Annotated in this window: 22 protein-coding genes, 1 tRNA gene and 1 pseudogene; 18 read left to right on the forward strand and 6 right to left on the reverse strand. The window is 35.7% G+C overall.

The window, feature by feature from the left end:
* Positions 1-201: 201 nt before the first annotated feature.
* From AC625_RS01395 to AC625_RS01420, 6 genes are all read left to right on the forward strand, one after another.
* Positions 202-275 (forward strand) — tRNA-Met (locus AC625_RS01395).
* Between the two features lie 599 nt (positions 276-874).
* Positions 875-1333, forward strand: coding sequence for a tRNA (adenosine(37)-N6)-threonylcarbamoyltransferase complex ATPase subunit type 1 TsaE (gene tsaE / locus AC625_RS01400; RefSeq protein ID WP_049679658.1), 459 nt, complete (start codon positions 875-877; stop codon positions 1331-1333).
* Positions 1330-2022, forward strand: a complete 693-nt coding sequence (gene tsaB, locus AC625_RS01405) for a tRNA (adenosine(37)-N6)-threonylcarbamoyltransferase complex dimerization subunit type 1 TsaB (protein WP_049679659.1) — start codon at positions 1330-1332, stop codon at positions 2020-2022. The genes tsaE and tsaB overlap by 4 nt, the downstream gene beginning before the upstream one ends.
* Before the next feature lie 32 nt (positions 2023-2054).
* Positions 2055-2507 (forward strand): ribosomal protein S18-alanine N-acetyltransferase, encoded by a 453-nt coding sequence (gene rimI, locus AC625_RS01410; RefSeq protein WP_049683528.1) that lies wholly within the window; start codon positions 2055-2057, stop codon positions 2505-2507.
* On the forward strand, positions 2504-3523 hold the full coding sequence (gene tsaD, locus AC625_RS01415) for a tRNA (adenosine(37)-N6)-threonylcarbamoyltransferase complex transferase subunit TsaD (protein WP_049679660.1): 1020 nt from the start codon (positions 2504-2506) through the stop codon (positions 3521-3523). The genes rimI and tsaD overlap by 4 nt, the downstream gene beginning before the upstream one ends.
* A gap of 297 nt (positions 3524-3820) precedes the next feature.
* Positions 3821-4351, forward strand: coding sequence for a DUF3267 domain-containing protein (locus tag AC625_RS01420; RefSeq protein ID WP_049679661.1), 531 nt, complete (start codon positions 3821-3823; stop codon positions 4349-4351).
* Positions 4352-4515: 164 nt separating this feature from the next.
* On the opposite strand, the gene AC625_RS01425 is transcribed toward AC625_RS01420, so the two are convergent.
* On the reverse strand, positions 4516-6435 hold the full coding sequence (locus AC625_RS01425) for an ABC-F family ATP-binding cassette domain-containing protein (RefSeq protein WP_049679662.1): 1920 nt from the start codon (positions 6433-6435) through the stop codon (positions 4516-4518).
* Positions 6436-6778: 343 nt separating this feature from the next.
* Between AC625_RS01425 and AC625_RS01430 the strand changes: the two genes are divergently transcribed.
* Positions 6779-7444 (forward strand): redox-sensing transcriptional repressor Rex, encoded by a 666-nt coding sequence (locus tag AC625_RS01430; RefSeq protein WP_049679663.1) that lies wholly within the window; start codon positions 6779-6781, stop codon positions 7442-7444.
* A gap of 50 nt (positions 7445-7494) precedes the next feature.
* Here the strand turns inward: AC625_RS01430 and AC625_RS01435 are convergent, their stop codons facing one another.
* Together AC625_RS01435 and AC625_RS01440 are read right to left on the reverse strand one after the other, a co-directional pair.
* Positions 7495-7707, reverse strand: coding sequence for a YdiK family protein (locus AC625_RS01435; RefSeq protein WP_049679664.1), 213 nt, complete (start codon positions 7705-7707; stop codon positions 7495-7497).
* Complete coding sequence (locus tag AC625_RS01440) at positions 7704-8426, reverse strand: CPBP family intramembrane glutamic endopeptidase (protein WP_049679665.1); 723 nt, start codon at positions 8424-8426, stop codon at positions 7704-7706. Before AC625_RS01440 ends, AC625_RS01435 begins: the two co-directional genes overlap by 4 nt.
* Before the next feature lie 374 nt (positions 8427-8800).
* Here AC625_RS01440 and groES point away from each other — a divergent pair, with 374 nt between their 5' ends.
* From groES to AC625_RS01480, 7 genes are all read left to right on the forward strand, one after another.
* Complete coding sequence (groES, locus tag AC625_RS01445) at positions 8801-9085, forward strand: co-chaperone GroES (protein WP_049679666.1); 285 nt, start codon at positions 8801-8803, stop codon at positions 9083-9085.
* Between the two features lie 57 nt (positions 9086-9142).
* Positions 9143-10780: a chaperonin GroEL gene (gene groL, locus AC625_RS01450; protein ID WP_049679667.1), complete on the forward strand. Its 1638-nt coding sequence runs from the start codon at positions 9143-9145 to the stop codon at positions 10778-10780.
* Positions 10781-10868: 88 nt separating this feature from the next.
* A complete protein-coding gene (locus AC625_RS01455; protein WP_082190905.1) occupies positions 10869-11780 on the forward strand; it encodes a tyrosine-type recombinase/integrase in 912 nt (303 codons plus the stop codon).
* 644 nt (positions 11781-12424) lie between these two features.
* Positions 12425-13735: a DEAD/DEAH box helicase family protein gene (locus AC625_RS01460; protein WP_049679668.1), complete on the forward strand. Its 1311-nt coding sequence runs from the start codon at positions 12425-12427 to the stop codon at positions 13733-13735.
* Between the two features lie 508 nt (positions 13736-14243).
* Positions 14244-14510 (forward strand): hypothetical protein, encoded by a 267-nt coding sequence (locus AC625_RS01465; RefSeq protein ID WP_049679669.1) that lies wholly within the window; start codon positions 14244-14246, stop codon positions 14508-14510.
* Positions 14511-14624: 114 nt separating this feature from the next.
* A complete protein-coding gene (locus AC625_RS01470; protein WP_049679670.1) occupies positions 14625-15287 on the forward strand; it encodes an HNH endonuclease in 663 nt (220 codons plus the stop codon).
* A 622-nt stretch (positions 15288-15909) separates the two neighbouring features.
* Entirely contained in the window at positions 15910-16497 is a 588-nt protein-coding gene (locus AC625_RS01480; RefSeq protein ID WP_049679672.1) for an AbiV family abortive infection protein, read from the forward strand.
* Positions 16498-16695: 198 nt separating this feature from the next.
* Here the strand turns inward: AC625_RS01480 and AC625_RS01485 are convergent, their stop codons facing one another.
* On the reverse strand, positions 16696-16881 hold the full coding sequence (locus AC625_RS01485) for a hypothetical protein (protein WP_049679673.1): 186 nt from the start codon (positions 16879-16881) through the stop codon (positions 16696-16698).
* 520 nt (positions 16882-17401) lie between these two features.
* Here AC625_RS01485 and AC625_RS01490 point away from each other — a divergent pair.
* The 3 genes and pseudogenes from AC625_RS01490 to AC625_RS28415 all read left to right on the forward strand — a co-directional run.
* The gene (locus AC625_RS01490) at positions 17402-17989 is read left to right on the forward strand and encodes a recombinase family protein (RefSeq protein WP_049679674.1); all 588 of its coding nucleotides are present in this window, start codon (positions 17402-17404) and stop codon (positions 17987-17989) included.
* 246 nt (positions 17990-18235) lie between these two features.
* Entirely contained in the window at positions 18236-19687 is a 1452-nt protein-coding gene (locus AC625_RS01495) for an ATP-binding protein (protein WP_245644889.1), read from the forward strand.
* Positions 19688-20768: 1081 nt separating this feature from the next.
* A pseudogene (locus AC625_RS28415) lies at positions 20769-20894 on the forward strand (hypothetical protein); the annotation flags it as partial.
* A 67-nt stretch (positions 20895-20961) separates the two neighbouring features.
* On the opposite strand, the gene AC625_RS01500 reads toward AC625_RS28415, so the two are convergent.
* Entirely contained in the window at positions 20962-21435 is a 474-nt protein-coding gene (locus AC625_RS01500) for a tyrosine-type recombinase/integrase (RefSeq protein ID WP_082190907.1), read from the reverse strand.
* On the opposite strand from AC625_RS01500, the gene AC625_RS28420 reads away from it, so the two are divergent.
* On the forward strand, positions 21398-21595 hold the full coding sequence (locus AC625_RS28420; protein ID WP_180320049.1) for a DUF3732 domain-containing protein: 198 nt from the start codon (positions 21398-21400) through the stop codon (positions 21593-21595). The genes AC625_RS01500 and AC625_RS28420 overlap by 38 nt on opposite strands.
* A gap of 325 nt (positions 21596-21920) precedes the next feature.
* Here the strand turns inward: AC625_RS28420 and AC625_RS01505 are convergent, their stop codons facing one another.
* A complete protein-coding gene (locus AC625_RS01505) occupies positions 21921-22898 on the reverse strand; it encodes a choloylglycine hydrolase family protein (RefSeq protein ID WP_049679675.1) in 978 nt (325 codons plus the stop codon).
* Between the last annotated feature and the right edge of the window lie 403 nt (positions 22899-23301).

Genomic DNA, 23301 nt, shown 5'->3' on the forward strand with positions numbered 1-23301 from the left:
TCATATCGTCGTGGAGCAGTCCGGTAGCTCGTCGGGCTCATAACCCGAAGGTCGCAGGTTCAAATCCTGTCCCCGCAATCATAAAAAAAGCGAAACCTAGGTTTCGCTTTTTTTATTGTCTTGTTTATATTTAATAATAATTAATGTATAATTTCTTAAATGAAGGATATACTATTATTATTAAGTAACAACTCATATCGTCGCGGGGTGGAGCAGTCCGGTAGCTCGTCGGGCTCATAACCCGAAGGTCGCAGGTTCAAATCCTGTCCCCGCAATCATAAAAAAAGCGAAACCTAGGTTTCGCTTTTTTTATTGTCTAAATGAATGGAGATTGTGGATAAGCTTACTCAATTCGTCTGTCTGCATTCAACCTCAGTGGCTGATTCCCAAGAATTATTAACATGTGTATAACTAATTAAGGGATTTTTAGAAACCATAAAAAGAATTAAGATGGCTCAGATAAACTGAGCACAGTACAACACGTTAACCGATAAGGGTTAATAATGAGAAACATATATTGTGAATGCATAGCTTGAATAAACTTGTTTTAAAATTATCCACAGAATGAAAAGTAAAAATTAAGAACTACTCATTTCATTTTGTGGATAACTGAAAAGTGCTTGAGTGAAATTCCGGTTTTTACAATACATTAAGATGTGCCAAAAGCAGTTTAATTCATTGAGATCCAGTAACCTCTAAATTAATAATAGGGATTTATTTCCAATAAAAGAGAAGGCGGCTCCCTTGGTAAAAATTCCTCGTGCATTCTTGTGCTTTTCTTGTTTGTGTCTTGTTTTGAAAAAAGGTAAACTACATATAGGATTATGAAATAGCTTGTGTATAGCTAATTGGCTTTTTTGAGGTGATAGTATAGATGGAACAGAAGTTTGAATGGGTTTCTAAGAGTGAATTAGAGACGGTAGACTTTGCTAGTACCTTGGCAGAGAAGCTTAATGCTGGAGATGTCTTGGCTTTAGAAGGCGATCTTGGTGCGGGTAAAACAGCCTTTACCAAAGGGCTTGCAAAAGGCTTAGGTATAAAGCGGAATGTGAACAGCCCAACATTTACGATAATAAAAGAATATATGGGCCGTTTACCATTGTATCATATGGATGTATATCGAGTGAGTGAAGAAGAAGAGGACCTTGGTTTTGACGAGTATTTTGAGGGAGAGGGAGTGACTGTTGTTGAGTGGGCCCATTTAATTCAAGAACAGCTTCCGGAAAAAATGTTAACGATTCAAATTTTTAGACTGGGTGATTCTGAGAGGCGAATTGTATTGCAGCCTTCTGGAACTCGGTATGTTGAGTTATGTAAGGAGATTATTTCATGAAGGTATTAGCGATTGATACATCCAATTTTACATTAGGAATAGCTTTGACCGATGGAGACCAAGTGGTTGGGGAATATGTTACAAACTTAAAGAAAAACCATTCTTTGCGCGTAATGCCGGCCATTGAATCACTTTTAAGAGATTGTGATACAAAGCCGGCTGAATTGGAGAAAATTGTCGTAGCAAAAGGACCTGGCTCATATACTGGGGTTAGGATAGGCGTTACTATTGCTAAAACACTTGCTTGGACATTAAATATTCCCTTGGTTGGAATCTCGAGTCTAGAAGCTCTAGCAGCAAATGGCCGTTATTTCAATGGGATGATATCTCCTTTATTCGATGCGCGCCGTGGACAAATTTATACAGGATTGTATCAATTTACTGAGAGTGGTCTAGAGTGTCGTGGTGAGGACAAAAATATGTTGGCAGTTGAATGGGCACAAAAGCTTAAAGAGTTGAATGAGCCAGTACTATTCGTCGGTCAAGATATTGCAATTCATGTTGACACACTTAAAGATGTATTAGGTGAAAAAGCTTATTTTATTCCAGTACAAGCCTATAACCCAAGACCTGCCGAGCTGGCGTTTTTAGGAAGAGATAAGAAACAAGAGGACGTTCATATGTTTGTCCCGAATTATGTGAGGATGGCAGAGGCAGAAGTTAAGTGGTTAGAGCAACAGAAAAAATAGATAAAAATTCTAAATGGAAGAGACCGGTTGCGATGAGTAAAACGATGACGTTTCGATTAATGAGAACAGAAGATATCGATCAAGTTTTAGTTGTAGAGAGACAGTCCTTTACGTTGCCTTGGAGCAGGGAAGCTTTCTATAATGAATTGAATCATAATCAATATGCGAAGTATCTGGTTATTGAGGATGAAGGTAAGATTGCCGGATATTGCGGCGCGTGGATTGTCATCGATGAAGCTCATATTACCAACATAGCAATTTTGCCTGATTATCGTGGGCTCAAGCTTGGTGAAGAACTGCTTCGAAAGATGATTGAAGTTGCTTTAAGTATGGGGGTCATTCGGATGACGCTTGAAGTACGTGTTAGCAATATGGTTGCCCAGTCTCTTTATAAGAAGCTTGGCTTTCAAACTGGAGGCATTCGTAAAAACTATTATACCGACAACCAGGAAGATGCATATGTAATGTGGGTGAATTTAACGTGAAAAAAGATCAACTTATTTTAGGGATAGAAACGAGCTGTGATGAAACAGCAGCAGCCGTTATTAAAAATGGGACCGATATTCTTAGTAATATCGTTGCCTCACAAATTGAAAGTCATAAGCGTTTTGGTGGGGTTGTTCCTGAAATTGCATCAAGACATCATGTAGAGCAGATTACTCTTGTATTGGAAGAAGCGTTGCGAGAAGCAAATGTTACCTATGACGATCTTGATGCTATTGCGGTCACTGAAGGACCAGGTCTTGTTGGTGCATTATTAATAGGAGTAAACGCAGCGAAGGCAGTGGCGTTCGCACATAACATCCCATTAGTAGGTGTGCATCATATTGCGGGACATATTTATGCAAATCGGTTGATTAAAGAAATTGAGTACCCGGCTCTTTCGCTAGTCGTCTCAGGGGGGCATACAGAGCTTGTATTGATTGAACGTCCCGGGCATTTCAAAGTGATCGGTGAGACACGGGATGACGCAGCTGGAGAAGCATATGATAAAGTGGCTAGAACCCTGCATCTACCTTATCCGGGCGGCCCTCATATAGATCGATTAGCTCAGGAGGGGGATCCCACTTCTGTACCACTTCCAAGGGCTTGGCTTGAAGATTCTTATGATTTTAGCTTTAGCGGTTTGAAATCAGCGGTAATCAATACACTTCATAATGCAGAGCAGCGTGGTGAAACGATTGAGCCAGCCGATTTAGCAGCAAGCTTTCAGCAAAGTGTGATTGATGTTTTAGTTAAGAAAACAGTCAAGGCTACTCAGGAATATGATGTTAATCAAGTCCTTTTGGCTGGCGGGGTAGCTGCAAATAAAGGTCTCCGTAAGGCTCTTACTGAGGCATTTGAATCAATTACGGAGACTGAATTGATTATTCCTCCTCTTTCTCTCTGTACAGATAACGCAGCAATGATTGGAGCGGCAGGAAGTGTGTTATTTGAAAATGGGAAAAGGTCTGGTATGGCGATGAATGGGAACCCAGGTTTAGATATTGAAACAATATAATTGAAAAAGGTGAGTTAGCGGTAAAAGGCAACTCGCCTTTTTTTATGAATAGGTTGTGGATAATTAGAAATAACAGGTAAATTATCCACAAGAAAGCGCATTACTTATTAAAAAAATAGAAAATTCTATCGTCTGTGGATAACTATCCTGTTGCTATGTGTATAACCACATGATTTTGTGGATAAATATGAGTTAATCTGTGGATATTGTGGAAAACGTTAATGAGGCTAGGAATAATAACGTTGATAGTGTGGGTAAGATTGTGGGTAACTAGGGGGCGGAATGAGGGGGCGAAGCATGGAAAAAGAAACGGTCGTGGAACTTTCAATGAAAAAAATAAATATAGCCGTTTTTGTTGTAATCTTGTTACTGTTTATTGGGTTTTGCTTTCTTCATGTGTGGCTGCATGGGAGGTTGGAAGTCAGTATGACGTTAAACGGTTTATTACTGTTCATAGCTTTATATGTTTTTTTTATCCTCTTCCATGAAGCTCTACATTTGTGTGCTTTTCATTGGGTTGGTCATGTAGAATGGAAAAAGCTAAAATGGGGGGTGAATTGGAAGTTGGGAGTAGCTTATGCACATTCTACAATGCCTGTTACTGTAAAACAGATGAAGTGGGTTTTGTTTATGCCATTTGTTCCAACTGCAGTCATTCCGTTGCTATTTGGCTTAATCTTCAATTCACCTAGTTTTCTTTTGCTTGGTATCTTTATGGTGGCAGGTTGTTTAGGAGATTATGCCCTTTATCAAAAGCTGAAACGCTTTTCCAACAAGGCCAAAGTAATCGACCATCTAACAAAACCACAGTTTACTGTATATGAATAAAAGGATCTCGTCCCATAATAAAGAGTCAGAGCCCATATTTGCTATATATCGTTTAAGTGTCGTGTAAATGACACGATAAACGGTATATAGAGTGTGGGGTCTGACCCTTTTGTGATACTCTAAATAGAATAATTAAACTCGGTATTTAAATACCATCTTCGTTCTTATTCTGCAAGCTCTGCCCATTCTTCAAGAAGTACATCAAGTTCTGTCTGAACGCGATCAAGATCAGCTTGGATCGTGAGTACTTTTTCGTGATTTTGAAATACATCAGGGTCACAGAGAAGCTCATTATATCGTTCAACTTCACTTTCAAGCTTTTCCATCGTTGCTTCGATTTCTTCAATGCGACGTTTACGCTGACGTTCTGCTTTTTTCACTTCTTTATCTACTTTAAATGTAGATTTGTCTGTTTTTTGTTCTTGGTTTGTACGGTTATGACTTTGTTCATATTCTTTAATCTCTAGTTGTTCTTGCTTTTTTTCGACATAATAATCATAATCACCGAGAAATTCCTCGCTTCTAACTTTGGAAAGCTCAATTACTTTGGTGGCAATTCGATTAATAAAGTAACGGTCATGTGAAACGAAAAGGATCGTACCTGGATAATCAATCAAGGCATTTTCTAATACGAGTTTACTGTCAAGGTCGAGATGGTTGGTTGGTTCATCTAGAATGAGGAGGTTCCCTTTCTCCATCATCATCTTCGCTAAAGCTAATCTTGCTTTCTCGCCACCGCTTAGGGTTGAGACTGTTTTCAATACTTCATCACCCGTAAATAGAAAATTACCAAGTATCGTACGAATTTCTTTCTCAGGTACAGATGGGTACTCGTCCCACAGTTCATTAAGCACACGTTTATTAGAAACAAGGTTCGCTTGTTCCTGGTCGTAATAGCTGACTTGAACATTTGTGCCGAAACGAATGTTACCATGTATCGCCTCAAGCTTGCCAATAATCGTTTTTAATAAAGTTGATTTTCCGACGCCGTTTGGACCAACAAGAGCAAGGCTATCTCCCTTTGAAATCTTCATCGTAATGTGTTGAGAGACAGTCGTGTCCTCGTAGCCGATTGCTAAGTCCTCGATGGAAAGAACATCATTGCCACTCTGCCTTTCTATTTGAAAAGAGAAAGAGGCGGATTTCTCATCGCCTTGAGGCCGATCGATTACATCCATCTTTTCTAACTGCTTCCGCCTACTTTGAGCTCTTTTGGTTGTGGAAGCTCTTGTAAGGTTTCGTTGGACAAAATCACGCAGTTTTCCAATCTCCTCCTGTTGTTTTTCAAACAGTTTCATGTCACGCTCGAAGTCTTCTGCTTTTTTTACGAGATAATTGCTGTAATTTCCATGATACTTCCTGATGGCATTGCGCGAGATTTCATAGACTTGATTCACCACTTTATCTAAAAAGTAACGGTCATGGGATACGATTAATACAGCACCATGATAACTTTGGAGGTATTGTTCAAGCCATGATAATGTTTCAATATCCAGATGGTTTGTGGGTTCATCCAAAATTAAAATATCAGGCTTCGTCAACAGCAATTTCCCAAGTGCTAATCTTGTTTTTTGACCGCCGCTTAAGCTGTGAATCAATGTAGAACGGTCAAAGTCTGCAAACTGAAGACCATGAAGAACGGAGCGGATATCAGCTTCGTATTGATAACCGCCTTGTTCCTTGAACTGCACCTGTAAAGTATCATATTCAGAAAGTATCTTTTGATAGAAGATTTCATTTTCAAATGTTTCAGGCTGTGACATCGTTTCTTCTAGTCTGCGCAGTTCTTTTTCTTTGGAAATAAGATCTTCATATACAGTTAGCATCTCATCCCAGATGGAGAGTTCGGATTCAAGCCCGGTATCTTGTGCCAAATAACCAATGGAAACACCCTTTGGCTTGATCAATTCACCACCATCAAAAGAAAGATGCCCGGCAATGATTTTTAATAATGTGGACTTACCGGCACCATTTCTGCCGACTAATGCAATTCTGTCTCTATTTTGAACTTCGAGCTTCATATTGGATAAAATAAGTTCAGCTCCATAATACTTGGATAATTGATTGATTTGTAATAAAATCATAATTTCACCTCGATTGCGTTATCCATAGTGTAACGTATTATGGCATTTATCGGCAATAGAAGCGTTTATATATAAGCATTCGTGTAAGGAAATTAAACAAAGTTGTTACAAATAATGCATTATAGTGTATGATTTAAAAAGAGAAGTTCACTTAGGAATTGTAGCCAAGATAGGATAATATCCTACATGAACATGAGGGTACAAGCATTGAAATGGTAACGCTACCAGTAACCCTTTTCATTGTTAGTATCAAAAGATATACAAAGTGCAGACCAAAAGCATGAGATATCGACCGTTTTGACTACTAAATAAAGAAATAGCACATGGGAAAGCGGGGAAAATTATGATCCACGAACCAATGAAGATTCCGCAAGCAACTGCCAAACGGCTACCTTTATATTATCGTTTTTTAAAAAATCTACATTCTGCTGGTAAACAAAGAGTATCGTCTGCAGAGTTAAGTGATGCAGTTAAAGTTGACTCGGCTACGATTCGTAGGGATTTTTCTTATTTTGGAGCTTTAGGCAAAAAAGGCTATGGATATAATGTGAATTACCTATTATCATTTTTTCAAAAAACATTAGACCAAGATGACCTAAGCAAAGTTGCCCTAATTGGAGTGGGTAATTTAGGAACAGCCTTTTTAAACTATAATTTCATGAAAAATAATAATACAAAAATTGCGATAGCATTTGATGTAGATCCAGAGAAGGTTGGGAAACGGATAGAAGATGTGTATGTCCATCATATGGATGAGATTGAAGAAAGATTGAAAGAAGAAAATATTGCAGTTGCGATTTTGACAGTACCGGCACCGGTTGCTCAGCCAATTACTGATCAATTGATTCAAGCGGATATTCGCGGCATATTGAATTTTACACCTGCGCGATTAAATGTACCTAGTACAGTTCGAATTCATCATATTGACCTCGCTGTGGAATTACAGTCTCTCATTTACTTCCTTAAGAATTATACAGGGTCAGAAGAAGAGGATAGTATAGAAGAATAATAAACACGCTGCTCGATTTTTTCCATCAGGCAGCGTTGCTTATTATTTTTTTACTTTTTCTTACTCTTTTGTATCGCTTTAATCTTAAAATGCAGAATAAGCATTCTTACGCCTGAACCCATGTCAAGAGTAGCTAAACCGACAAGAAAATAAGAAAAGAAGCCCCAACCGTTTGATGAGACCGATTGAATGGCAAATACGATGAATAGAACCCCTAATACGATATAGATAATCCCAATTGATAATGGTGACTGACGTTTCATAAAAACCCTCCGATAAATGATTGCGCTTTGTCCAAGGAATCCAAGTATTTTTCACTATTCAACTGAACGATGACGACAAGTGTATTCATCGTTACATGTGCAAATATTGGGACAAGAATTCGATTGGTTTTTATATATAGATATGCAAAGGTGAAACCCATTGCGGAGTATAAGAGAATATGTTCGGGCTCAAAATGAGCAATACCGAATATGACTGAACTAATAAGTGCGGATAGGTAAAAGTTCAATCGTTTATAAAGAGAGCCGAAGATGATTTTTCGGAAAATAATTTCTTCCAGGATGGGTCCTACGATAGAGGTTACAAGCATAACGATTGGAAATTGTGTAATCAGCTTTAAAATTTGCTCTGTGTTTTGTGAGTTCTGTTTAATGCCCATCTTCTGTTCAAGCAGTCCAGCTATTATCTGCGCAAACATGGCAAGGAAGATCCCGCCAAACCCCCAAAGAATCGAAACAGGAATCGTTGTCTGATTACGCATATCCTTCATGCGCATCTCGTTCCGCATGAAAAATAGGACGAATATCAGGGCGATAATGAAGCTAAAAACAATCCAGTAGGCACCAATTAAGGTCTTTAGTTCGTTCGTTAACTCAGCACCAGCAGAAACAGTAATCTTTGCTATGATATCGACAGCTAATCCACCGGACAGTTGCATAATGACGTATGTAATGATGACAAACCAAAATTCTTTTTTCAAAAAGATATCTCCTTTAATCTAGGGTATACAATCATTTTATGAATATAAAAAGAAGATAAGACCACATGCTCTAATTAGGCGCGCATGCTGTATCATAAATCTTATTCTTCTCTTATAAAGAAAAGGGTATCAAAAAAAAACAAATAACTCCAATTATACGTACGAACCCTCAATTAGTTTCTAAAAATAAGGAATTTCCATGAGAATTAGTATCCCCATCATCTCAATAAAATTAATAGAAAAATTTACAATAGAATTACTTGCAAAAGAACCAGGTTTTATTTAATATAATAATTGTGTTAGCACTCGAGTGTGGTGAGTGCTAATAAAAATGAGAAACCATGCATCAACACAATTTGAGGAGGGTGTTTCACTTGTTAAAACCATTAGGTGATCGCGTTATTATTGAACTAGTTCAATCTGAGGAAAAAACTGCAAGCGGTATTGTACTTCCTGATACTGCAAAAGAAAAGCCGCAAGAAGGTAAAGTAGTGGCTGCCGGCAATGGTCGTATTCTTGAAAATGGTGAACGTGTAGCTTTAGAGGTTGCCCAAGGCGATCGTATCATCTTCTCAAAATATGCTGGTACTGAAGTGAAATATGAAGGTACAGAATACTTAATTCTACGTGAAAGCGATATTTTAGCTGTTATTAGCTAAACACATACAAAATATAACTGGACGAACCATTTAATAATAATAGGGAGGTTTTTATACATGGCTAAAGATATTAAATTCAGTGAAGACGCTCGTCGTGCAATGCTGCGCGGGGTTGATGCACTTGCAAATGCAGTTAAAGTAACATTGGGACCAAAAGGACGTAACGTCGTTCTTGAGAAAAAATTCGGTTCACCACTTATCACAAATGATGGTGTAACAATTGCAAAAGAAATCGAACTTGAAGATGCATTTGAAAACATGGGTGCAAAATTGGTTGCTGAAGTAGCGAGCAAAACAAATGATGTTGCTGGTGACGGTACAACTACAGCTACAGTTCTTGCTCAAGCGATGATCCGTGAAGGACTTAAAAACGTTACAGCGGGTGCTAACCCAATGGGTATCCGTAAAGGAATGGAGAAAGCAGTAAACGTAGCGATCGAAGAGTTGAAAGCTATCTCTAAACCAATCGAAAGCAAAGAAAGCATTGCACAAGTGGCTGCAATCTCTTCTGCTGACGAAGAAGTTGGTCAACTAATTGCTGAAGCTATGGAACGCGTTGGAAACGACGGCGTAATCACAATCGAAGAATCAAAAGGCTTCACAACTGAGCTTGATGTTGTTGAAGGTATGCAATTCGACCGTGGCTATGCATCTCCATACATGGTTACTGATTCAGACAAAATGGAAGCTGTCCTTGACAACCCATATATCTTAATCACTGACAAAAAAATTACAAATATTCAAGAAATCCTTCCTGTGCTTGAACAAGTTGTTCAACAAGGTAAACCACTATTGATGATTGCTGAAGATGTTGAAGGTGAAGCACTTGCAACACTTGTTGTGAACAAACTTCGTGGAACATTCAATGCAGTAGCTGTTAAAGCACCTGGATTCGGAGATCGTCGTAAAGCGATGCTTGAAGATATCGCTGCACTTACTGGCGGAGAAGTGATCACAGAAGAAGTTGGTCTTGATCTTAAATCGGCTACAATCGAATCATTAGGACGCGCTTCTAAAGTAGTAGTTTCTAAAGAGAATACAACAATCGTTGAAGGTGCTGGAGATTCTGCTCAAATCCAAGCTCGTGTAAACCAAATCCGTGTTCAATTAGAAGAAACGACTTCTGAATTCGACCGTGAAAAATTACAAGAGCGCCTAGCTAAATTAGCTGGTGGAGTAGCAGTTATCAAAGTTGGTGCTGCAACTGAAACAGAATTAAAAGAACGCAAACTACGTATCGAAGACGCATTAAACTCTACTCGTGCAGCGGTTGAAGAAGGAATCGTAGCCGGTGGTGGTACTGCTCTTCTAAACGTATACAGCAAAATTGCTGAGATCCAAGCTGAAGGTGACGTAGCAACTGGTATCAACATCGTTCTTCGTGCAATCGAAGAGCCTGTACGCCAAATTGCTCACAACGCTGGCCTTGAAGGATCAGTTATCGTAGAACGCCTAAAAGGTGAAGCAGTAGGAACAGGCTTCAATGCTGCAAACGGCGAATGGGTAAACATGATCGAAGCTGGTATCGTTGACCCTACAAAAGTAACTCGTTATGCTCTACAAAACGCTGGATCAGTAGCTGCAATGTTCTTAACAACAGAAGCAGTAGTTGCTGACAAACCAGAACCTGCTGGTGCTGGCGGCATGGGTATGCCTGATATGGGCGGCATGGGTGGAATGGGCGGCATGATGTAAGGCTTTTAGCCAAACATCTGAGAACCAGTCTGTATCCTAAATAGTTTGTAAATAGAAGACTACTTCCTAAAAAAAGGAGGTAGTCTTTTTGTTGTTAAAATTTGCTTTCCAAGATTTTATTGAGGATCGAAAGTTTAGAAATACAACCAGTGTCAATATCCAAAATCACAAAGTCTTATTGGGTGGTTTCATCGACTATTGTATTTTAAACGAAGTAATCAACGTTGAAGATGTAAGTAGTGGTCACGTAAAAAGCTTTTTGATGTCATGCCAAGAGAAAGGGAATGGGGCAAGCACCATTAACACCAAGTTGCAGAAAATCAGAGCATTTCTCAACTACATGGTTGAAGAAGGGATGATAAAGGAAAACCCTGCTAAAAAGGTTAAGCGGTTAAAAGAAGATGTAAAAATCAATGTGTTTACAGATGAACAGATTCAACAGATGCTTGGTTACTACAGAGGACTGAAAAGGCGTGAGAAGAGTTATTTTGCCTATAGAGGCTATATGATGATTGTAACGCTTCTAGGGACAGGGATTAGAAGAAAAGAAATAATCAATTTGAAATGGTCTGATGTTGATTTAACTAACTTAACCCTTTTCGTATTTGGGAAAAACAGAAGAAGAGAAACAGTTCTAATGACAGAGAAATTAGTGAAAGAGTTATCAGCCTATAGTCTATTTTGCCAAAGACACTTTAAAACACTAGGCGAATATGTGTTTGTTGATTCGAAAAATAATTCAATGACAGACAACTCTATCATGCTGGTATTTCAGAATTTACAAAAAAAGATGAATTTTTCTGATGTAAGAGTTTCTCCACATACATTTAGACACACCTTTTGTCATCGTATGGCAATGAGTGGCATGTCAGCATTTGCAATTCAAAAAATGATGAGACACGAAAATATAGCAGTTACAATGCGCTATGTCGCCATGTGGGGTAATGATTTGAAGGAACAAAATGATAAATTTAATCCTTTGAATACTCTTGATATATAAAGATTTGTGTTTGCCATTACTAATCTTTATCATGAGACATCGAATGACAAAAAGAATAAAGAAAGTAATAATGGTAATGTAATAGCATAAAGTTTAGAAATTTTTTAAAACAAATCATTGACTTTCTAAAATCAAAATGAATTTAACGGTAAGAGGAGCAGATGTTTTCCTCCTTTTCAGATCTTAGAGGAGGGAGGCTGGTTTCAAGAAATTATCATCTTCAATATTGGGGGGGCAGGTTGTACACTTATATACAGAAACCCATATTGATATTAATTGCGATCCGAAAAGTCAAAATCAGCCGACACACTTGCATTAATTTGAAGTTTTTGATTGTTGAACTCGATTATAAATAAAGTGTTGGATAGAGATATTAATATAAAAATAAAATATATTTTTGATGTTTTGTGGGATATCCCGCTTCACATGTACAATATATATAGGGAGCTTTTTATAAACTTGAGTCATCAGCCAAAGACATATAAAAACGCTGGTTGTATTCACTATTAAAAATGAAGCTCTGAATCGAAACTTCTACTTTGTAGGAGTTTTTTTGTTTTTATGAATTCTGAAAATAGGAAGGAGTATAGAGATAATCCAACAAGAGCAATTCAAAATTTTAATTATAAAAGGGGAAATCAACAATGACGACAACAATCAATGTAGTAGATGCACCGTGTGGTTATGGGAAGACATCTTGGGCAATTCAGTATATGAATAGTATGGCAACTGATTCACATCAATTCATTTATGTAACACCATTTTTAGAAGAGATTGAAAGAGTGAAACAATCTGTGACTAATCGGCAATTTTTTGACCCAGTAGCTAGTAAAGGAAAAACAAAATTAGATGATTTACACAAAATGTTGGGGGAAGGGAAAGACATTTGTACAACACATGCATTGTTCCAGATGGCAAATGATCAAACAAGAGAGCTGTTAAGAGTAAATAGATACACTTTAATTTTGGATGAGGTCATTAATGTAATCGAACAAATCAAATTAAAGAAAGATGATTTAAGACTATTACAGAATGCTAATGCAGTAAGTATTATCGAACGAGAGAACGGACTGAAATATATCGATTGGAATGAAAATGTGGATTCAGATACTAAATATAATGATATTAAGAATATGGCTTTAACGCATAATCTAATGTACTGCGATAACTCTGCTCTCATATGGAATTTCCCATGTGAGATTTTTTTATCGTTTCAAAATGTTTTTATTTTAACTTATTTATTTAAAGGACAAATACAAAAGGCTTATTACGACTTGCATGATATTAGTTATAGATATTTATCTGTTAGTGAAGATTATGGTACCTATGAGCTAATCCCTTACGATGAAAGAAAGGTCTATGACAAAGAACTGTTGCGAAAAAGAATTAACATATACAATGGTCATCTTAATGATATTGGCGATAGACGGAATAGTCTTTCGAAATCATGGTTCCTGAAACCAGATAATAAAGACTTAATTGTAAAGCTAAAAAATAATGCACGGAATTACCTTATGAATATTTGTAAGGTTACTGGGGAAGAAGTTATGTGGACAACAATAAAAGGAGATAAAGTAAAAGGCGACAAAGGGAAAATTATGATTAAAGTTACTCCAAGGGGGTATACAAACTCGTTTGTTCCGATGACCTCTCGTGCGACCAATCAATTTAAGCTCAAAACTTATCTAGCTTATCTTGTAAATAGATACATGAATCCTATAGAAAAGAAGTTCTTTGAACAATATGGCGTAGTAATTGATGAAGAAACTTGGGCATTATCAGAATTAGTTCAGTGGCTGTGGAGGAGTGGTATTAGGGATGGTAATCAAATATCAGTATACATTCCAAGTAAAAGAATGAGGGATTTATTTATAAAATTTCTTAACAGTGAAGTATATGAAGAAGCACCAGAAAACGCAATTACAAATGAACCACCAAGTGACTGGCATTTATGAGCTAGGTAATAAGACTGCCTAAGCATACCTTGAAAACCCAGTAAAAATCTAGCTTTTAAAATGAAATCCTTAAGAGAAAGATACTTAAATATATCATAATTGACTAAACGGAAAGGTTTCTGTGGTTGCAAAAAAGATGCATTTTAGCACTTCACTTTCACTAAGCTTGCGCTTAGCTACCGTGTACTGCTTAAAATACACCTTTTTTAGCACCACTCTTCTAATTACAGTGGATCATAAATTGTAAGAATCTAAAAATTGCACCTCATTCGAGTTAACAATCCGCTTGGAGAAAGCTTGCTTTCTACAAGAAGCAAAGAATAAGCGTAGCCAGCGTAGCGTTTCTGCGGTAGGCTCTTATATCAAGGATATGTTGTAAAAAAATACTTTATTTAGCACCTATAAACATGTCTACTTTATTTGGCACCTGGGTATACTAAATAATTTACATAATGTATAAGAACAATTTTTTTGGTAATGCTAGTTTCTAAGAAGGAGTGAATTAAATATGACAAAAGTTGAAAAAGCATTGTTTTATGAAATTGTAGTTTGTGAGATAGAGCATGACGGAGAGTTAGAAGAAGATATCTTTGAATTTCTAAATGTACAAATATGGATTGAAGAAGATAATCTTTTTAACTTTTTTCGCAGTATACCTGAAGAAGCAGTTTTGGAATGGCTCGAGATGTATACAGACAGTTGGAATCCAAACAGCGACATTTATATAAGGATAATAGATCAAATAAATAATTTCGAAAAAAGTGTAACAATCTAGTAGAAAATGAACACTTCTAATTAAATAGATATAAATAGGTATTATATGGTGAAGTAAAGTTGCTATATAGAAATCTAACGTTAATTCGAACAATCATTGGAGGTATTAACTAACTTGGAGAAGTTACAAGCAAAAAACGAATTTTCCCAAACAATTATTGATGGCAAAGAGTATATTAAATTCGTTACAGGAGGAAAGTATAAGGTAGAAGTGATTGTAGACAAACTTACTTGGGAGAGATATTTACACAAATTTCATTGGACAGCATTATGCAAAGATAATTATCATGTGGTGAAAACAAGTATCAATAAGCACTCGGTCAGAATACACAGAATGATAGTAGAGAATGAGTACAACGAGCTAGACTATTGGGGCAATACTGTTGACCATATTAACAAAAATTCACTTGACAATCGTAAAGAGAATCTTCGTATATATAATAGTAAACTTAACTCTACTAATACAACAAGCAAATACTCTTCTGAAGGATTAAATTTAATTTACCCTCAACGTAAAAAGAAGAATGGTGAGTATGTAATTTATGGTTATAAAGTTCATACAAATGTATTTGATACGACAATATACAAAAATTTCTCAACAGTTGAAGAAGCAATAAGTTATCGTGATAATGAAGTTCTTCCACTTATTGAACAAAAGATAGAAGAACTAAAGAAGAAAACAAGGGATATAGAATTTGAAAGAGGATTGCGAGACAAATTGATAAATAACGAAATAAATGAAGTGAGACTTATTTTAGAAAAATATGGCACTTCGTAAGCCTGAACCCACTCTTCAAAAGCTGGAGTGGGTTTTTTTATAGTAATGTAAATGTTATGATCGACCAAAGCTTTGTACTTAGATGCGGTTCGGTGATCCTTATCATAAATAAAAGAGGGAGTTTTATTGAATTCAGAATGAGCTAAATCAATAACAAACAAGCAAGAGAAGTATGGAATTCATTAATTACAATAAAATACTTAGATATAGAGGCGGGAATTTTAACTTTAAATCTAGAAGACCATCGTTAGGAGACCTGTAATTCGAGTTCAAGAAAATGCAGAAATAACAAATCATATAAAAGTTCAACATATAACCCCCCCATTAAGAGGAGCGTTTTACCTATAAAAGAATAGATCTATCCCATCAATTCTTTTCATTTTCACCACAAGGTATGGGAGTGTAAACGAAGATTTATTGGCTGTAAGCAATTTATCTTTAGGTATATCCGTAAAGACGAACCGATGAATTGTAATATTCCTGCGGAAAGAATGAGTAATTTGCTTAAGGATTGGTCTAAATTTGACATTTAAAAGGAGCGAACCATAATCAGTTCTATTTTTTTGTTTGGTATACAAAAATTGGTATAATAGGAGAAAAATAATGGTTTGGGGTGGATACATTGACTGCTCTTTCTTTTGAAAAGTTAGAAGAAGCATATATCTGTGTTTATGAGAATGCAGGAGAATTATTGGAGGAATCAAGATTATTATTCAGAAATAATAAATATGCAAGGTCATACGCTTTAGCCCAATTTGCTCATGAAGAATTAGCGAAACTACCGATTATTTATCAAGAAGCTACTAAGTCATTTTTCAAAGAAAAACATGATTGGAAAAAATTTCACAATCGTTTGAGAAGCCATGAATCTAAAAATAAGCAAAATTTCGCCTTTTATCAAATGATGTTAAACTTTACGGGAAATGGTAGTTTGAATTTAAAAAAGGAAGAAATCAAAGACAATCTAGCATTTGTTAATCATTTGAAGAACGTTAGTATTTATACGGATATTAAAAATAACAAGTTCACTAAACCATCCAATGAAATTGGTAAAAATTTAGCGAAAACGCAATTGGAATTAGTGGAAGAAATGTTTAAAACCTTTTCCCTAAGTAGTTTTCATATTGCGGGTGGAATTAAAAAGTCTTTGGATAATGATAAGGCTAAACTAAAAAGAAAATTGTTTACGCAAGCAGGATTAATTGAATAATATGATGGGAGAACATTTCAAAGGGCTTTTGGTTGAGTACGTTAAGTACCAGTGTAGGAAGGGATTAAAAGACAGATAAAGGGGATGAAATATTGAATTGTAAATTTAAGGGTTTTCATTGGCAAGAGTTAGTCTGGACGGCTTGTGGAGCTAATATAATTTTTCAATAGAAGTATATGTGAAGGATGCTAACAATCGTTATACATCCCATTCCTTATTACAATCTGGACATTGCCATTTCAAAATTCTATCTCTTTCAACTTTAGTAAGTCCAATTTTTCTAGTGAAATGTGTGGATTTATAATACTTTTGAGACTCTTTTGGGATAGGGTCACCTTGTAAATTAGCGTTACAATGAGGGCAAAATTCTTCAGAGTTGTTCATTAATAGCACTCCCTTTTAATTAGTCTTTTATTAATGATACAGCGCTAATTGTTGCTTAGTCAAATGACAATAAAAAAACAGGGGCATACCCAATCTAATTGCCCCTATTTTAATGTAAGGTAGAAGCATGTTGAGATATTAAAAGCTAAAAGTAGCAAAGGGGATTCTGGTGGTTCTTTTAATCAAGTGGAAACTTGTAAAACGTGCGGTATAGGAGTATCTGTAAAAGTTAAAGATTTTTGCATATCTAATAATGAACGATTTAAAGGAAACATCTATTGTTTTGATCATCAGAAACCTCATCTTTAGAAATGGATGAGGTTTTATTATGGAGTAGTGATTAAAAGGATATATCATAAATGTGTTCATTACCGATAGACTACACTTTAACGGTAACGAACAGGTGCAAAATGGAATACAGTCATATCAAGGCTTTCAAGACTGAGGTTTATTACCGTTTGACTATTACCGTAATTACTAGTAAGTTATTATTATAGATAACGGTAATGGAGTGGTTTAAATGAAAATGGTTGGATATATCCGTGTTAGCAGTGAAGGTCAAAACATCGCTCGTCAAAAGAAATCTTTAAAAGAAGTAGGATGTACACACTTTTATATTGAAAAATTGAGCGGTGCTACAATGGAACGTCCAGAATTACAAAGAATGCTTGAGGAACTTGAAGTGGGTGATATGGTAATTATCCATGAAATTAGTCGGTTATCACGTTCAACTAAAGACTTATTAGCAATTGTTGAAACGATCCAGAGTAAAGGCGCAGGATTGAAGTCTATTACTGATAAATGGTTGGACCTTTCAGATGATAACCCTATGAGTGAGCTACTATTTACTATCTTCTCAGGTCTAGCGCAGTTTGAGCGTAAGATGATTAAGCAGCGTCAAAAGGAAGGTATAGAGATAGCTAAAAGTGAAGGGAAATTCAGAGGACGTAAAACAAAGCTAATTAATGGTGGTAAGGAAGAACAACGAATGAAAGCAATAATTGAAGCCTATAAAAATGGGAAATCTATAAATGATATTCGTACAACCTTTAAGGTTGGTACAGGTACGATATACAGGATATTGGAACGTGAAGGATTGAAAAGGTAGTCTATTGACTACCTTATTCTATTTATACTCATTAATAATAAAAAAGGATAATCGTTGCTGTATTATAGAAAGGTATTAGAAGATAAAGGGTTTTACTATGATATAATGTACATATTTATATTAGTTTCTTGACTTTTTTGATTTTTCCTGCATTAGTTTGAATATATAGTGCTTTTACGGATATATAATGTTTAATAATACCTAGTTTATAAAAATTTGATAAAAGGATTTTAGGGAGATGAGTGTTTGGATAATAATCAATTGTGTTCTTTAATTGATGAATTTCGGGAAATGAATGAAAATGAGTGGGTTGAATTTAAAGTTAATAATGACGAGCCTGATTTGATTGGTCAATATTTATCGGCTCTATCTAATTCTGCTTGTTTACACAATCAAAAGTTTGGTTATTTAATATATGGAATTGATGATAAAACCCGTGAAGTTATAGGGACTGAATTCAAACCTCGGACAAAAAAAGTTGGGAATCAAGAACTTGAGAGTTGGCTTGCGACGATAATTGCCCCTCGTGTAGACTTTAAAATTTTTGAGTTTAAATATAATGATAAAGATTTGGTAATGTTTAAAGTGGATGCTACAAATAATATGCCGGTAAGTTTTAAAGGAATTGCATATATTAGAGTAGGGTCATACAAGAAAAAGTTAGATGAATATCCTCAGAAGGCAAGGAAGATATGGACAAAAACTAGTAATCAAGTATTTGAAAGTCAAATTGCTTTACATTCGGTTGATGAGGATACAGTTCTAAAGCTACTTGATTATCCAAGCTATTTCAGTTTGTTAAATCAAAATTTGCCAACTGATAAGTCCGGCATTCTTAACAAACTTGAAGAAGAAAAGATGATGGTTAAGAGCGGGAAACTTTATGATATTACAAATCTAGGTGCAATTCTTTTCGCAAAAGACTTACACAGCTTTGAAAAGTTAGCTAGAAAAGCAATAAGGGTAGTTATTTACAAAGGTAAAGATAGGCTTAACGCCAAAAAAGAGCAAGTTGGTGGAAAGGGATATGCAATTGGCTTTGAAGGATTGATTAATTACATTAATGACCAACTACCAACAAATGAAGAAATCGGTGCTGTATTTAGGAAAGAAGTAAAAATGTACCCTGAACTTGCAATTCGTGAAGCTGTAGCAAATGCTATTATTCATCAAGATTTCAATGAGGTTGGTACGGGTCCCATGATAGAGATATTCGCAGATAGAATTGAGATTACTAATCCAGGAAAGCCTTTGATTAACTATTTAAGGCTAATTGACCATAGTCCTCAATCAAGGAATGAAAAGCTTGCATATTTTATGAGAAGAATAAATGTGTGTGAGGAAAGGGGGAGTGGTATTGATAAAATTGTTAACTTATCTGAAGAATACCAACTACCTGCACCTAACTTTATTGAAGGAACTAATTCCATGAAGGTTATAATGTATGCCTATAGAAAGTTATCTCATATGGACAAACAAGATAAAATTAGAGCGTGTTATCAGCATAGCTGTTTGAAATATGTATCATCAGACTATATGACTAATCAAACGTTTCGAGAACGTCTTCAAATAGCTCAAAAAAATTATTCTATTGCTTCAAGAATTATTGCAGATGCTATTGAAGCCGGATTGGTTAAAGATTACGACCCAGAAAATAAGTCGAAAAAGTATGCTAAGTATGTACCATTCTGGGCTTGAAAAATCTTATGTGATCGTCATGTGATAGTTCAGATTAGATAAGTGGAAAACCAAGATATATCAAGGGAAATCTTATGTGATCGTCATGTGATAGCTCAGATTAGATAAGTGGAAAACTAAGATATATCAAGGGAAATCTTATGTGATCGTCATGTGATAGTTCAGATTAGATAAGCGGAAAACCAAGATATATCAAGGGAAATCTTATGTGATCGTCATGTGATAGCTCAGATTAGATAAGTGGAAAACTAAGATATATCAAGGGGAATCTTATGTGATCGTTCAGATTAGATAAGTGGAAAACCAAGATATATCAAGGGAAATCTTATGTGATCGTTCAGATTAGATAAGTGGAAAACCAAGATATATCAAGGGAAATCTTATGTGATTTTTCTCTTTCGTGATAGTTAGTACATATGATTAGCGAAATCATACTGTTGTTCACATAAAATGAGTTGAGAAACTCATAGGCTTCCAAATTAATGTCAAGGTTAAAAGTGATTTCCTATTTGCTTAGTAATAGGTGATTTTTTAGTTAAGGTTATTATCCACAAGTTATTAAATAAATCATGGACGGAAATAATATCACCATGGCTTTCCTTATAAAATTATTGGAATTTTATATACATGGTTTTTCTTTTTACAAATTATGATATATCTGAGTTAGTTCGTACAAGGCTTAAGTTATTAATAAATGCTATGAATGAACTATGCAATACAACCACATATATAATAGAAAGAAAAATAATAAACGTTGATATAATCATGTTTTTGCTAATTTTCTATGTCATGTACAGACCGTATTACGAAGTTAATATTTCCATTTAAAACGAACATTTTCGGCACTCATAAAGGGTGTCTTTCTTTTTTTTGTGAAAACGGAGATATTATCGACTGATTACAAGGGTTTATGATATGTATTAGGTGGTAGCTAGGATTAATGACATTGGTAATGGAAATAGTGTAATAAAAAACCAAAAGAATCTTTACATTTTTCTATAACTGCTTTATATTAAAAATGTTAGATATAACCTAAGAAGTAGTCGATTCTATTTACAACTATAAATGATACAGTTTTTTCGCATCAGTAGCTGCAATGTTCTTAACAACAGAAGCAGTAGTTGCTGACAAACCAGAACCTGCTGGTGCTGGCGGCATGGGTATGCCTGATATGGGCGGCATGGGTGGAATGGGCGGCATGATGTAATAAGCCGCTTCAACCCTTGATATATAAGGGGTTGTATGTAAGGTGAAAGTGAAATGCTAACATTTTGCTAACATAAAGGATCATAATCGAGGCTTCTCATTAGTTGTGCAAACTTTTGGGAAGCTTCCTTTTTCATTTCTTTTGTCACGTGGAGATAGACATTCTTGGTGATTTGATCATCTGAATGGCCAAGTCTATCTATAATTTGTTCAAGTGCGATATCTGCTGCTGCTAAAAGCGGAGTGTGTGTATGTCTCAATGAGTGAGGTGTTAAGTCAGGGTTTAATTTTGCGATTGCAAGAAGTCTAGCCATCCTAAGTTGTACCATTTTAATAACGATAGGATATCCGGGGTGTCTCTCTGTTTTAGCAAAGATGAAATCTTGATTATAGTAAGCGTTACCTAACTGCTGAATGATTTTCGCTTGAGTTTCTTTGTTAAGGCTCAAAGCTTTGATTACATCTTCATCCACAACAATTTTTCGTTTAGATTTTTCGTTTTTGGTGTCACCAATTGCATTCAAGGTTCTTAATGATTTCATAAATTCTATTAATGAAGAGTATAAATGTGATTTTCAAATTATTGTGTTTGAACACATTCCATCATCAATTTGGGGAAATACAAATCTAGAAAATGTGGTGTTGGTTGATAAGGAATTTAAAGATGGTAATGCTTTAATTCCTGATGATCTTTTATTATAAATTTTAGTTTTAACAATGTTTTTTATGGTATTTCTATTATTAATATATTCCGAAGAGGGTTCCTATTTTGATGAAAAAAAATCAAGAGGTTTTGTGTTGTAAAATGTGGAAATTAAAATACTCGGTTCTATAGAGAAACCGGGTATTCCATATAAACACACCATAAACCCACCAACAAGGCATTAAATAGCCCATTGTTCATCAAGTTCAAGAGAGGGCTATTCAAGTGAATTGAAGCGCACTAAAAGAGTAGGTGTTAGTTCCGTGATTTTAGAAACGGTATCAATTGCTTTCCAGCAAATAGATTGTATACAACTAAGTATGTTCAGACAGCAGAAGGGTATACAATACTTCCAAGATAGATTGGTTGCGTACCATGTGTATTATAATTCCAAAGACTTGCCGTTAAGATTTGATTATTCTCATAGGTTTTAAAGTAGTATTCACATGTATTTGTGCTCATAAAAGCAATATATTTCGTATAATCATAAGTTCCTCTATCCGTTATAATAATGCCCTTAGGAATAAAAACGCTATTCATCAGATGAAAGCATGTCATAATTGTTTCGGCTTGGTTGTCTGGTATATTAGCATGTGTTTTTAGAAATGCTGTACGAACAAAACGCTCAGGAGAAGTAAAGCCACCCGGTAGATGTATCGTTCCTGCTCCTTGGCCAAAAGGGATTAAGGATACATTTCCCCAATTAACTTTCTGTTCTTGCGTAGTTGATACATCCATATAATTTCTTAGATTGGTCATATGCCAGTGAAAATCAGGGCTATTTGCCATGACTCCTATAGGGTTATCAATTACCTCAATCCCAGTTTTCGTTTGCTCAATCACAACACATTTCCCACTTCTATCCGTAGCAATCCAATGTAAGGGAGCGGCTTTTTGTGTAACAGGATCGGGAACACCTACAATACGAATGTTTTCTAATAAAGGCTTTAAATCATCTACTGAGCTACAACAACCTAACAGATAATGTAGAAAATCTAAGGAAGCAACAGGCTCTTTATTTTCTAACGGTAACTCATAATTAGCATAACCTTCAAAATATAACGTTGCCGCAGCAAACCCTCGTTCATTTACGCCATCAAAAAAACCTAACATACCGTCTGTTTCTTGACCGATACCAATAAAGCTATAGTGATCAATGTTTTTTTTCATTGTCGCAAGGCTATGCCATTGGTGATTTCTTGGTATTACATAAAGTCCGGGTTCGATAGGATAGGAAAAATCCATAGTTCTTCCAAAGAAGTTTTCCCCTTGCAAAGATTGTAATGAAATGGCAGTACACATATCATTTAACCTCCGATGTTATAAAATTCCCTAAATATAATTTATGTTCTAGGGTGAAATAAGATGAATGTTGCTTGTTTCGGAGTTAAGTTCTTGTTTATTAGGATGGATCTACGTCAAGATTTTAGAAACGCATTGCTTAACGTTTTTGTTGAGGAACAATTATTTTTAGTGTTCTACAACCCGAGTTTGGCGTTGGTGTTTGCATAAACAATAGTTAAAGATTAGACAGGGAAAATAGGCTTGATTCCACTTAAATGGGATCTGAGCCTATATCATAAACCAACCAGCATTCCTGTGTTGCCACAAACAATCAACACATTGTGAAGCGGTCGCTTGGTTGGAGTTGAAGTGTGACCTTGTAAAATAATTTCTATATGATAAAAATCTGTACAAATATAGC

Origin of the sequence: Peribacillus loiseleuriae, assembly GCF_001183985.1 — a bacterium.
GTDB classification, from domain to species: domain Bacteria; phylum Bacillota; class Bacilli; order Bacillales; family DSM-1321; genus Peribacillus; species Peribacillus loiseleuriae.